The organism is Mesorhizobium robiniae (assembly GCF_040545535.1).
Taxonomy (GTDB): Bacteria; Pseudomonadota; Alphaproteobacteria; order Rhizobiales; family Rhizobiaceae; genus Mesorhizobium; species Mesorhizobium robiniae.
This window is the reverse complement of the sequence record NZ_JBEPMC010000004.1, coordinates 350083-362331: the sequence shown is the minus strand read 5'-3', so window position 1 is coordinate 362331 and position 12249 is coordinate 350083. Positions and strand designations below refer to the sequence as shown.

Sequence of the window (12249 nt, the reverse complement as noted above, 5' to 3'; positions counted from 1 at the left end):
GCCACGCTTTTCCATTCTAATAAAGCGGTTCCTCGAACAGCGTCTTGTCGCCGTCCATCAGCGCCTTGATCTGCGCGGTGCCATCCCTGGCGATGGCGACACGGATGCCGAATGGCCGCACCCGCATGTCGTTCTGGATCGCTATGCCCTCGCCTTCCGGCAGATAGAACCGTTCAATGCCATAGTCCGGCGTGATCGTCGTGGCTGCACTGAGATCCCACCCCTCGGCCACCTGTCCGACGATATCGACTTCGTCGGATGCTGCCGGCGCAGGCGCTTTTCCGAACCAGGCCGTGGTCGCCTCCCAATAGCCGTCAGCGCCCTGCTTCAGCCTGACCACAATAGAGGTGTCGTCACTAGACAGCTTGCCAGCCGGAACGTTGGCGATCAGCTTCACCGGTATCTGCGAAATTTCATAGCCAAGGCGAACAAAGTCGCCACGCAGGAGATCGCGCGGATCGACCGGTTCGACCCTGAGCAGCACTTGCTTGCCGTCGCGCAAGATCGCCGCCCGGCCGGCGATGATCCAGCTCAGGAAGCCGATCTGGACGAGCGCCAGCACCAGCGCCGAAATAACAAGTCTTTTGCCGGTCATCATGCCGCTGCTCCTTCTGCGCTGGGCGCCCTCATTCGCCTTTCAATGCGGAGGATGACAAAGGCAAGGATGCCGAGAAGCACGGCTGCCGCCAGGAAGAAGCCTGCCGTATCAAGCATCGACTGCAGCATCACCACATAAATGATGGCGAGTTCGAACGCGAAGCCGGCATAGGCAGCCCAACGCAATCCCCTGCTTTCGCGGCCGCCGAGAACGATCGCAGCGACAATGCCGGCAAGCGCAATGGCCGAAGCGATGGCAAAGCCGCCATTGTTGCTTTCATCGGCCAGCTCGAGCTGGGTCATCGCCAGGCCGGTGAGAAATCCGATCAGCGCATGCAAGGGCAGCCGGCCGCCAAGCTGCACCAACCTGTCGACGGGCCCGGCAGCGAAGATCGCTGCCGCGAAAAGCAGCGCCGACGCGACAACGAGAGGGATGGCGACCTGCAGCGTGTCGTAATGAATCACCAATAGCACGAGATAGAAGATGATCGACAAGACGATTAAATGCCGAGCCACCTGGCTGCGCGTCCAGAACGAAATGGCGAACAGTACGATCGCCATGACGACGAAGAGGTGCGGAAATTCCGTGTGCCTGAAATAGTCGAACCCGGTGAGGACCAGCCATGCATCGGCGATTCCGACCGCCGCAACGGTCAGCGGGTTCGAGCGTAGCGCAACCGCCGCCAAGGCCGTGCCTGCGCCCCAGGTGATCAGGGCGGATGCCTCGTCGCCGGACAGGTGGTACATCTGGCCGATCAGCGCGATCGATCCGCCGAATGCCGCCGCAGCGACGATCCAAAGTGCCTCGCCGAGCGCAGCATGGTCGCGTGCCTTCAGCACCGCGCCGCCGACATAGCCGGCGATGATGATCGCGAAGAGCGCCGCCACCCGCGCCAGCCGCGGAATCGCTTCCCAATTGGCGGCAACGAAGATCAGGACGGCCGCGCCAAACAGCAGCGCCGCCATCATCGCCAGGATCGAACCGAAGCTCAGCGATCTCCGTTGATTGGCTTCGACGTCGCGCGTCAGCGCGTCGGCTGTCGGGGCATCGATCAGGCCGGCCTGCAGCCATCGTGCGATATCGGCCCTGACGCGTGACGAATAGCTCGCCATACCTTTCTCCCCCAGCTCGGTCTTTTTTTCAGCCGACCCGGCCAAATCGTTGACGCCACGACATTTTCCGATTCCGGTTTATCTATGTCGAACACGTGAACGCCCCGTGATGGTGCATTGCACAATTTGCATTGCTGCCATGCACCAATAGCGCTTTTAAATCGATATGACCCCACCTATCTTGAGGGCGTACACAAAGACGGAATGATCCGAAAGAAAGACGAAACGAGAAATACCATGAACCTGATCCGCAACTACCGCAACTGGCGCCGCTACCGGGACACCGTTTCCGAGCTGAGCCGCCTGAGCAACCGCGAACTGACCGACCTCGGCATTAGCCGCAGCGACATCCACTACGTCGCTCGCAAGGCGGTCTAATCCTCTTCGGACCGCAAATGGTCCGAACCAGTTTGACTTGAAAAGAGAACGACAATGAACCTGATCCGCAACTATCGTAACTGGCGCGTTTATCGCTCGACGGTTACCGAGCTGGGTCGCCTTTCGAACCGCCAGCTGCATGATCTCGGTATCGTCCGCGACGAGATCAAGATCATCGCCCGCAAGGCGATCTAAAAGGAATTTCGCCAGGGTCGACCTCCTCCCCGACCCTGACGAATACGGTCAGCCTTCACCTCCTCCCGAGGGTTGACCACAAAAACGGCGCCCGCCGCACCTCCTCCCGCGGCGGGCGCTGTTTCCAGGGGCGAAAGAACTTTTCGTCCCCAAGGACGAAACGAGTTTCGTCCCGGGGTTTCGCCCCCTTCATCAGGCGAAAGGAATTTCGTCAAAGCCGACCTCCTCCCCGGCGATGACGAATACGGTCGATCTTCACCTCCTCCCGAGGATCGGCCAGCAAAACGACACCCGCCGGACCTCCTCCCCCGGCGGGTGTTGTTGTTTCCAGGGCACTTTGAAGCGATTTTAGGAGAGCCGTTTTGGCCCCCGAGGTCAGTCCAGCGCACCACTTTCCAGCACGCCCCGTTTCTTCCATTGGCTCAGCGGAAAGATGTCTGGTGCGCCGCCCATCGCAGCATACCAGGAATCCACCACCCATTCGGTACCCCGGCGGTCGCCGATCACCGCCGTCCAATGGGGATAGCGCCCGTCGACAAACAGGCCTCGCGAGGCATTGTCCTCGACCTTGTGAAACCTGAGCAATTTTCGCTCGGCAAGATAGACCAGCAGCGCATGCGTATTGGTCGCTTCGTCGACACAGTCCATCTGGCCCCTGATGCGCGATGCACCGAATTCCGACTGCGGCAGATCGCGAATACCGGTGGCCCGCAAAATGCGCTGCTCGAAATAGCGGACGGCCTTCGAAATAGCGGAACGCTCGGCTTGGGGCGAACCCGCGCCCGCGCGCAAGATAGAGCGCAAACGCGTGCCGTCACCGGGGCCAAGCGTGAGTGTCGTGCGGTAGTTGCAACCGTAGCCGTGGCATATGGGGATCCGCTTGGTGGCCGTCGCGGCCAGTTCGCCGGCGGCCGCTGATCCCCCCACGGCGATCACGACTGTCAGGAATGTCGCTTTGGCAGAGATCCCGAGGCTCCCGTGCATTCTCCGACAGTAGACGATTGCAGCACTTGGCAACAGCGCGGCTAAGTCGGGCAATTGCAATCGCAGCTACAAGCGCCTATTTCGGCGCTCATGAGCAAAAATCCCATTCATATCATCGGCGGCGGCCTCGCCGGTTCCGAAGCAGCATGGCAGGTGGCAGAAGCCGGCGTTCCGGTCGTCCTGCATGAAATGCGGCCCGTGCGCGGCACCGATGCGCACAAGACTGATGGGCTGGCCGAGCTCGTCTGTTCCAATTCCTTCCGCTCCGACGATGCGCAAACCAACGCCGTCGGCCTGCTGCACGCCGAAATGCGGTTGGCCGGTTCGCTGATCATGAGCGCTGGCGACGCTCACCAGGTGCCGGCCGGTGGCGCGCTGGCCGTCGACCGCGACGGGTTTTCGCAAGCGGTGACCAGAAAACTCGAAGCGCACCCGCTCATCACCATCCAGCGCGAAGAAGTGCCCGGTTTGCCTCCGGCTGACTGGGACCAGGCGATCGTCGCCACCGGCCCACTGACCGCACCTGGGCTCGCCCAATCGATCGCGGAAGCGACCGGCGCCGATGCGCTCGCCTTCTTCGATGCCATCGCGCCGATCGTCCACTTCGACACGATCGACATGGACATTTGCTGGTTCCAGTCGCGCTACGACAAGGTCGGGCCGGGCGGCACCGGCAAGGATTACATCAACTGCCCGATGGACAGGGAACAGTACCTTGCTTTCGTGCAGGCGCTTGTGGAGGGCCAAAAGACCGAGTTCAAGCAGTGGGAAGGCACGCCCTATTTCGACGGCTGCCTGCCGATCGAGATCATGGCCGAGCGCGGCGTCGAGACGCTGCGCCATGGGCCGATGAAGCCGATGGGGCTGACCAATGCGCACAATCCCTCGGTAAAGGCCTATGCCGTCGTACAGCTTCGACAGGACAATGCGCTGGGCACGCTCTACAACATGGTCGGCTTTCAAACCAAGCTGAAGCACGCCGAGCAGGTGCGCGTGTTCCGCACCATCCCGGGTCTCGAAAACGCCGACTTCGCCCGCCTCGGCGGTCTGCACCGCAACACCTACATCAATTCGCCGACATTGCTTGACCATTCGCTGCAGCTGAAATCGCGGCCCGGCCTGCGTTTCGCCGGCCAGATCACCGGCTGCGAAGGCTATGTCGAAAGTGCGGCTATCGGCCTGCTTGCCGGGCGTTTTGCCGCCGCCGAGCGGTTGGGCCACACGCCGGCGCTGCCGCCGTTGACTACAGCTTTTGGCGCGCTGCTCAACCACATCACCGGCGGCCACATTGTTTCCGACGACGAACCGGGAAAGCGCTCCTTCCAGCCGATGAATGTCAATTTCGGTCTGTTCCCTCCAGTGGAAGCGCCAAAGTCAGAGGGAAAGCGCCTGCGCGGCAAGGACAAGACCATCGCCAAGCGGCGAGCGGTGACGTCGCGCGCGCTGGCCGACTGCCGCGATTGGCTGGGGCTGCCATCACGGGCGGAAGCAGCGGAGTAGCAAGCCTCCTCGGTTTAGGCTTGGACCCACGGCATAAAGTCGGATAGTATCCTACTTTAAGGGAGAGCCGCTTCATGGAGCCCGCCGAGAAACTGTCCGTAACCGTCACGCCCGCCATGGCGCGCATGATCCGCGAAAAAGTCGAGGATGGCTCTTTCGGATCGGCAAGCGAGGTCATCCGCGCAGCGCTTCGCGCGTTCCAGCGTGAGGAGGAAGAGCATGCCGAGCGCATGGCGTCGATCAGAGCGCGCGTAAAGGCATCGATCGAGGATAAGCGGCCGGGCTATTCGGGAGAAGAGGTTCGCGCTCACCTTCGGGGATTCGTCGCCCGACATTCGAGCCGTGCTGATGATTCAGCGGCTTGAAGTCGAGTATCGAGAAACTGCCAGGAATGATCTCGCCGACATTTTCAGAAACATCGTAGAAGCTGGCGGAAGTCCGGATGTCGCGCTGAAGTTCGTCTTGCGCATCGAAGACCGCTGTCAGGGCATCGGCAATGCGCCTCGCGGCGGCCGATCGCGTGACGACATTGTTCCGGGATTGCGAACGGTACCGTTCGAGCACTCCGCGATCATTGCTTACGTTGTCAGCGACGATCTCGTCCGCGTCGTCAACATCTTCTATGGTGGTCGCGACTACGGGACGCTGATGCGCGATGCCGGATCGAGCGATCCATCGTGACAGACCTCAACGGCTGCGGCGATAGTTCCGGCTTTCTGGATTCCTTTACTGGCCGCCTTCAGGCGTCCGGCCAGCCTCGCGTCGCGCCCCGGAACAGCAGCCAATGCCGGCGCATAGCTGACAGCCGCACCGCGCCATCGAGCGGTGAATGGCGAGAACTTTCCATCTTGCCGAGATAGGCACGCGAGAGGGCCAGCGGCAGAAATGCCGGGCGCAGCGAAACCGGCAAAGCCGATGCGCCGCTTTCGAAAGCGGCAAGATGTTCCCGCGCCAGTGCAATCATCGCCGCGACAGCGCGTTGCGCTCCAGGCCCACCATCGCCCGCAACGAACTCTTCCGGCGACGACCCTGCTGCCGCCAGAATGTCGGCCGGGACAAAGCACTGCCCACGCTTGCGGTGCTGCGGCAGCAGCAGCAAAAGGCCGGTCATCGCCTGGGCGCAGCCTGCCCTGCCCGTAAGCTCGGCAAAACGCGGCGCTTCAGCCGGATCAAGCACCATCGCCACCAGTTGGATGAGCGCTGCTGCCGTCTCGCCGCAATACCCTTCCAAATCGGTGCGCGACGGCATCGGGTCGTCATAGAGATCGAAGACGCGCGCTTCGAGCATGTTCTCGAACGCCAGTTTCGGCAGCCGGTGGGCGGCAATCGTCGCCTTCAACGCATCCGCGACAGGATGGCCGGTGCCTGCCCCACCGTCCTCGGCGGCCCCATCGTCCTCGCCTGCCCCATCGTTCTCGGCTGCGATGACATCGCGCCACCATTGCAGCCGCACTTCGCCGGGCAGTGCCTCGCGGATGCGGTCGCGGATGCCTGATATCTCGGCATTGAAGGCATAGAGCGAAAACAGCGCGTCACGCTTGTCTTCAGGCGCGTAGAGCGCGGAAACATAGCGGTCATGGTCGGCGGTTCGCACCGTCTCCATGACGATTTTGGCGTTTTCGCTCACGTCAGTCGACGGCTATCAGCGCGGCAGCCACCGCACGATTTTCCGCCAGAAGAACATTGTAGGTCCGCACGGCAGCACCAGTCGACATCGGATCGGCAGCAATGCCCGCCGCCTTCAGCGCGGCACGCAACGCCGCCGGCAACGGCTTGAGGTCCTTGCCGGCGCCGACCAGCAGGATCTCGATCTTGTCAGCCTCATTGAGCAGTTTGACGAAATCCGCCGCCGTCAGTGCCTGGGGATCGGCCGGCTCCCAGCCATAGATGCCCGAAGGCAAGCACAGAAGCGAGCCGCGATGAGACATTTCGGCGAAACGAAACCCGCCATTGCCATAGGCCTCGATCGGCGCACGGCCGGGGAAATGCGCTTCGCGGATGACTATGCCTTTTGCCACGGGCGGAGCAATCGTCAGGTTGCCAGGGCTTTGCCGCCGCTCACCGGCTTCTCCTCATCGGATGTCGCGGCCTGCGGCCGCAGCTTGAACAGGATGAGCAGTGGCGCGGCAATGAAGATCGACGAATAGGTTCCGAACACGACGCCGAACAGCATCGCCAGCGTGAACGAGCGGATCACCTCGCCGCCGAACAGCACCAGCGCCAGCAGCGCCAGGATTGTCGTCACCGAGGTCAGCGTCGTTCGCGACAGCGTTTCATTGATGGCGTTGTTCAACAATTGCGGCAGCGGCATCTTTTTGTATTTTCGAAGATCCTCGCGAACACGGTCATAGACGACGATCGTGTCGTTCAGCGAATAGCCGACGATGGTCAACATCGCCGCTAGCGACGATTGGTTGAATTCGAGGCCGGTAATGACGAAGAAGCCGATCGTCATGACGACATCGTGGACCGTCGCGATGATAGCGCCGACCGCGAACTGCCATTCGAAGCGGAACCACACATAGACCAGGATTCCGAGCAGTGCGATGATCATGGCGATGGTGCCTTGCTTGGCAAGCTCGCCGGAAACCGTCGGTCCCACCACTTCCACGCGGCGGAAATCGTAATTGTCCTGCAGTTCGCCACGCACCTTGTCGATAACGGTCTGTTCGGCGTTCTCACCGCCATCCTGCGTTCCGACGCGAATCAGAACGTCGTTCGGGTCGCCGAACTGCTGCACCTGCACCTCGCCGATATTGAGTTCCGAAAGCCTGCCGCGGATGTCGGCAATATCGGCGGTGCCATCCTTGGCCTGGACCTCGATCAGCGAACCGCCCTTGAAGTCGATGCCGTAATTGATGTCGACGGTCATGAACAGCACGACCGACAGGATCGACAGCATGCTGGACAGTGCGAATGTCCAGCGGCGGATGCCCATGAACGGAATTCTCGTGCCAGGCGGGACGAAGGTCACCGGCGCGCGCGGCAACTCCTTGGGGCGGGCGCGGCGAAGCCAGATCGATACCAGCAGCCGGGTGAAGGTGAAGGCGGTGAAGACTGTGGTCAGAATGCCGATGGCGAAGGTTACGGCAAAGCCTTTCACCGGTCCCGTCCCGAGCCAGAACAGCACGACGGTGGCGATCAGCGAGGTGACGTTCGAATCGACGATGGTCGCCAGCGCTTTCGAAAAGCCGGTGTCGATCGCCTGGATTACCGAGCGACCGTTTCGTCGCTCCTCGCGGATGCGCTCGTAGATGAGAACGTTTGAATCGACCGCCATGCCGATGGTCAGCACGATGCCGGCGATGCCGGGCAATGTCAGTGTCGCGCCAAGCAACGACAACAACGCGATGATCATGCCCACATGCACCGCCAGCGCGATATTGGCGATGAAGCCGAGAAAGCCATAGGCCACGAACATGAACACGACGACGAGGATTGAGCCGATCACGCCGGCAATCTTGCCGGCGCGGATGGAATCCTCGCCGAGGCCCGGGCCTACCGTGCGCTCCTCGATCACCGTCAGCGTCGCCGGCAGCGCACCGGCACGCAACAGAACTGCGAGGTCGTTGGCGCTCTCGGCGGTGAAATTGCCCGAGATCTGGCCGTTGCCGCCAAGGATCGGTTCGCGGATCTGCGGCGCCGAAATCACCTGATTGTCGAGGATAATGGCAAACAGCTTGCCGACATTCTGCGAGGTGGCCTGGCCGAAACGCGCCGCTCCCTTGGAATCGAAGGTGAACGAAACCACCGGCTCGTTGGTCTGGGAATTGTATGTTGCCTGCGCATCGACGAGATTTTCGCCCGAAACGATGACGCGGTTCTCGATCAGATAGGGAACCGGCGGATCATCCTGGGAATACAGAACCGAGGATCCCGCCGGCGGACGGCCGTTGAGCGCATCCTGCACCGGCATCGACTGGTCGACCATCTGGAAGGTCAGCTTGGCGGTCTGGCCAAGAATGTCCTTCAGCCGTTGCGGATCCTGCAGGCCCGGCACCTGGACCAGAATGCGGTCGTCGCCTTGACGTTGCACGATCGGCTCGGTGGTGCCGAGTTCATTGACGCGGCGCTCGACGACCTCGAGCGACTGCGCCAGAGCCGTCGACGTGCGGTATTTGACGCCGGCATCGGTAACGGTGAATTTGAGCAGGCCGGGCTCGGAATCATCCAGTGACATCTCCTGGACGGAGCCGCCGCTGAACAGGCCGGCGGCCACGGGGTCGGTCAACGTCTTCAGCGCCGCCTTGGCGGCATCGACCTGACCGGGATCGGTGATGCGGACCTGCACGGCCCGGCCTGATCCGGAAAGGCCGGTGTAGCCGATCTTGGCGTCGCGCAGCCGCGTCCTGATTTCGTCGCGCGTCGTCTCCAGCCGATCCTTGATCAGATCGTTAGGATCCATCCTAAGCAGGATATGCGAGCCGCCCTGCAGATCGAGGCCGAGCGTCATCTGACGCTTCGGCACCCAACTGGGAAGCTGGGCCAGCGTGCTGGCAGAGAAAAGGTTGGGCGCAGCGAGGATCACTGTGGCGGCCACGGCCAGCCAGATCAGGATCATCTTGAAGCGCGAGAAATAAAGCATATGGCGTCGTCCGTAAGGCGTTCTGGCGGATCGTTCCGCCTGGAATTGGGTTATTTCTGGGCGTTCTGGTTCGCCATCGGCTCGCCTTTGGTGCGCACACAGTTGATGTCGGGCACAAGGCAGTTCACTTTGGTGCTGCCATCGGGCTTTCTTCAACTATTGTCAATCTTGCCGGCAACGGACCCGCGCGCAACATCAAGGCAATATCTTCGGCGTTCTGAGCCGTGAAGTTGCCTGATATCTGGCCACTGCCGCCGAGGACCGGCTCGCGGATCACCGGAACCGAAATCACCTGATCGTCGAGGATGGCAATCAGCTTGCCGATATTCTGTGAGGTCGCCTGACCAAGGCGTGCCGCTCCCTTGGAATCCAAGGGGAACGAAACCACCGACTCGTTGCTCTGGGAGTTGTATTTCGCCTGCGCATCTATGAGATTCTCGCCTGAAACGATGACGCGGTTCTCGATCAGATACGGAACCGGCGGATCATCCTGCGAATAAAGCACCGAGGACCCAATCGGTGGCTGGCCACTGAGCGCATCTCGCACCGGCATCGACTGATCGACCAATTGGATGGTCAGTTTGGCCGTCCGGCCGAGGATTTCGCTCAGCCTTTTCGGATCTTTCAAGCCCGGCATTTGAATCAGAATCCGGTCGTCGCCTTGCTGCTGCACGATCGGTTCGGTGATGCCGAGTTCGTAGATACGACGTTTGATGACCTCTATCGACTGCGCAAGCGCAGTTGAAGTGCCATATGTGATACCCGCGTCTGTTGCGGTGAATTTGAGCAACCCCCCCGGCTCCGACTCATCCAGTGTCGTCTCCTGGATGGAGCCGCTGGCGGCGACTGGATCGGTCAATGTTTTCAACGCCGTCTTGGCCGCTTCGACCTGCGTGGAATCCGAGATGCGAACTTGAACCGTGCGTCCTGACCTGGCAAGGCCCGTATAGCCTATGCGGGCGGAACGCAGCAGTGAGCGGATTTCATCGCGTGTCGTCTCCAGCCTGCCCTTGATCAAGTCGTCCAGATCCAAGCTGAGCAGGATGTGCGAACCGCCCTGTTGATCGAGGTCGCCCGCGATTTGGAGTTTCGGTACCCCGTCGGGCTGCTTGGCGAGCGGACTGGCGGCGAAAAGACCGGGCGCACCAAGAACCCCTGTGATGGCCACGGCCACCCAGATCGGAGTCATCTTGAAGCGCGAAAGATATAGCAAATGGCGTCGTCCGTCAGGGCGTATCCGCGGATCGCTCCGCCAGAAATCTCGGTTATTTCTTGGCGTTCTGGTTCGCCACCGGCTCGCCCTTGACGCGCACATCGGCGATCGTCGAGCGCAGCGCCGTTACCTTGGTGCCACCGCCGAGATCGATCTCGAGCTCATTGTCGTCGATCACCTTGGTCACCTTGCCGACGAAGCCGCCGCCAGTGACGACCGTATCGCCGCGGCGAACTGCCGCCAGCATCTCGCCGCGCTTCTTCAACTGCGCGCGCTGCGGCCGGATGATCAGAAAATACATGATCACGAAAATCAGGACAAACGGCAAAATGCTAATGAACATATCCGGGGAGGCGCCGACGCCTTGAGCGTATGCCGGTGTCACGAACATCGAAGTACTCCTGAATTTTGAAAAACAGCCGCCAATTTGGCGGCCCCGTGAAATTTCGCCGGAATATAGTCGGTAAAGTTGCCAATGCAACTGCGGTCGGGCATTTCGGCTGCTTTTCCGGCTGGTTGAGCCGTGTTAGAGCATGTTCCCGAAAACGAAGCCCGGTTTTCGGAAAAGATCATGCTCTAACAAAAGGTTGGAACTGGTTCCGAAACGCCGGAACCAAGTAGGTTCGTGTCATATCCTCCTGAGTGCAAGATAAAATGAGCGACAGCACCATCGAAGCCCTGAACAAGAAGCTTGACCGCCTGATCGAGGCGGTCGCTCGCCTCGCCCCGCCGCCGGTGCCGGAAACCGACCTCGGCGAGGCCGATTGCTTCGTCTGGCAGGCCGATCCCGGCCATCTGGAGCCGGTGCGCAAGGTCAACCGCGTCGACATCGGGCTGATCCGCGGCGTCGACCGCGTCCGCGACATATTGGTCGACAACACCGAACGCTTTGCTTCCGGTTACGCAGCCAACAACGTGCTGTTGTGGGGCGCGCGCGGCATGGGCAAGTCCTCGCTGGTCAAGGCAGTGCATGCGGCGATCAATGCGTCGGCTAAGCTGGACCTGCCGCTCAAGCTTATCGAGATCCACCGCGAGGACATCGACACGCTGCCGAAGCTGATGAACTTGCTGAAAGCAGCACCTTACCGTTTCATCCTGTTTTGCGACGACCTCTCCTTCGACCATGACGACACCTCCTACAAGTCGCTGAAGGCGGCGCTCGAAGGCGGCGTCGAAGGCCGCCCGGCCAATGTCATCTTCTATGCCACCTCGAACCGGCGCCACCTTTTGCCGCGCGACATGATCGACAATGAGCGCTCGACCGCCATCAACCCGTCGGAGGCTGTCGAGGAAAAAGTCTCGCTGTCCGACCGTTTCGGCCTCTGGCTCGGCTTCCACAAATGCTCGCAGGACGAGTATCTCGACATGGTCGACGGCTATGTCGGCCATCATGGCCTTGCCATCGATCCCGAGACGCTGCGCGCCGAGGCGCTGGAATGGGCGACGACGCGCGGCAGCCGTTCGGGCCGCGTCGCCTGGCAGTTCACCCAGGATCTGGCAGGCCGGCTCGGCAAATCGCTCAAGGATTAGACCCTGATCGGAACCGAAGGTCCGCGTCAGGGAAAAGTGGAGCCAGGTTTTCGGATAGATCACGGTCTAGAAAAGCAACTGAAAAAGCCCGCCCCTTGCGGAGCGGGCTGAGCCGGCGGGCCGGACTGGAGGTCAGGCGGCTCGCAATCGCTTT

The 12249-nt window shown here is 61.2% G+C and carries 13 protein-coding genes and 1 pseudogene; 6 read left to right on the top strand and 8 right to left on the bottom strand.

What is annotated here, in order from left to right:
• Positions 1-16: 16 nt before the first annotated feature.
• Entirely contained in the window at positions 17-598 is a 582-nt protein-coding gene (locus ABID19_RS13600; RefSeq protein ID WP_354491164.1) for a GDYXXLXY domain-containing protein, read from the bottom strand.
• Entirely contained in the window at positions 595-1710 is a 1116-nt protein-coding gene (locus ABID19_RS13595; protein WP_354491162.1) for a DUF2157 domain-containing protein, read from the bottom strand. Before ABID19_RS13595 ends, ABID19_RS13600 begins: the two co-directional genes overlap by 4 nt.
• Before the next feature lie 237 nt (positions 1711-1947).
• On the opposite strand from ABID19_RS13595, the gene ABID19_RS13590 reads away from it, so the two are divergent.
• Both ABID19_RS13590 and ABID19_RS13585 read left to right on the top strand, forming a co-directional pair.
• Positions 1948-2088 carry a DUF1127 domain-containing protein gene (locus tag ABID19_RS13590; protein WP_006335194.1) on the top strand — a complete coding sequence of 47 codons (141 nt, stop codon included), beginning with the start codon at positions 1948-1950 and terminating at the stop codon, positions 2086-2088.
• A gap of 54 nt (positions 2089-2142) precedes the next feature.
• The gene (locus ABID19_RS13585; protein WP_095485458.1) at positions 2143-2283 is read left to right on the top strand and encodes a DUF1127 domain-containing protein; all 141 of its coding nucleotides are present in this window, start codon (positions 2143-2145) and stop codon (positions 2281-2283) included.
• A gap of 375 nt (positions 2284-2658) precedes the next feature.
• Here the strand turns inward: ABID19_RS13585 and ABID19_RS13580 are convergent, their stop codons facing one another.
• The gene (locus tag ABID19_RS13580; RefSeq protein WP_354491159.1) at positions 2659-3267 is read right to left on the bottom strand and encodes a hypothetical protein; all 609 of its coding nucleotides are present in this window, start codon (positions 3265-3267) and stop codon (positions 2659-2661) included.
• A 90-nt stretch (positions 3268-3357) separates the two neighbouring features.
• Between ABID19_RS13580 and trmFO the strand changes: the two genes are divergently transcribed.
• The 3 genes from trmFO (at position 3358) to ABID19_RS13565 (ending at position 5448) form a co-directional block, all read left to right on the top strand.
• The gene (gene trmFO / locus ABID19_RS13575) at positions 3358-4767 is read left to right on the top strand and encodes a methylenetetrahydrofolate--tRNA-(uracil(54)-C(5))-methyltransferase (FADH(2)-oxidizing) TrmFO (protein WP_354491157.1); all 1410 of its coding nucleotides are present in this window, start codon (positions 3358-3360) and stop codon (positions 4765-4767) included.
• Positions 4768-4841: 74 nt separating this feature from the next.
• The gene (locus tag ABID19_RS13570) at positions 4842-5132 is read left to right on the top strand and encodes a type II toxin-antitoxin system ParD family antitoxin (protein WP_354491155.1); all 291 of its coding nucleotides are present in this window, start codon (positions 4842-4844) and stop codon (positions 5130-5132) included.
• A complete protein-coding gene (locus ABID19_RS13565) occupies positions 5116-5448 on the top strand; it encodes a type II toxin-antitoxin system RelE/ParE family toxin (protein ID WP_354491153.1) in 333 nt (110 codons plus the stop codon). The genes ABID19_RS13570 and ABID19_RS13565 overlap by 17 nt, the downstream gene beginning before the upstream one ends.
• Before the next feature lie 58 nt (positions 5449-5506).
• Here ABID19_RS13565 and ABID19_RS13560 read toward each other — a convergent pair whose 3' ends face one another.
• The 5 genes and pseudogenes from ABID19_RS13560 to yajC all read right to left on the bottom strand — a co-directional run bounded on the left by ABID19_RS13560 (position 5507) and on the right by yajC (position 10956).
• Positions 5507-6394 carry a phytoene/squalene synthase family protein gene (locus ABID19_RS13560; RefSeq protein ID WP_354491151.1) on the bottom strand — a complete coding sequence of 296 codons (888 nt, stop codon included), beginning with the start codon at positions 6392-6394 and terminating at the stop codon, positions 5507-5509.
• A gap of 1 nt (position 6395) precedes the next feature.
• Positions 6396-6785 (bottom strand): Mth938-like domain-containing protein, encoded by a 390-nt coding sequence (locus tag ABID19_RS13555; protein ID WP_354491149.1) that lies wholly within the window; start codon positions 6783-6785, stop codon positions 6396-6398.
• Positions 6786-6799: 14 nt separating this feature from the next.
• On the bottom strand, positions 6800-9352 hold the full coding sequence (gene secDF / locus ABID19_RS13550) for a protein translocase subunit SecDF (protein ID WP_354491148.1): 2553 nt from the start codon (positions 9350-9352) through the stop codon (positions 6800-6802).
• Positions 9353-9500: 148 nt separating this feature from the next.
• Positions 9501-10565, bottom strand: a pseudogene (locus tag ABID19_RS13545) (SecDF P1 head subdomain-containing protein); the annotation flags it as partial.
• Between the two features lie 52 nt (positions 10566-10617).
• Positions 10618-10956 (bottom strand): preprotein translocase subunit YajC, encoded by a 339-nt coding sequence (yajC, locus tag ABID19_RS13540; protein ID WP_354491147.1) that lies wholly within the window; start codon positions 10954-10956, stop codon positions 10618-10620.
• A 263-nt stretch (positions 10957-11219) separates the two neighbouring features.
• Between yajC and ABID19_RS13535 the strand changes: the two genes are divergently transcribed.
• The gene (locus ABID19_RS13535; RefSeq protein WP_354491145.1) at positions 11220-12095 is read left to right on the top strand and encodes an ATP-binding protein; all 876 of its coding nucleotides are present in this window, start codon (positions 11220-11222) and stop codon (positions 12093-12095) included.
• Positions 12096-12249: the final 154 nt, after the last annotated feature.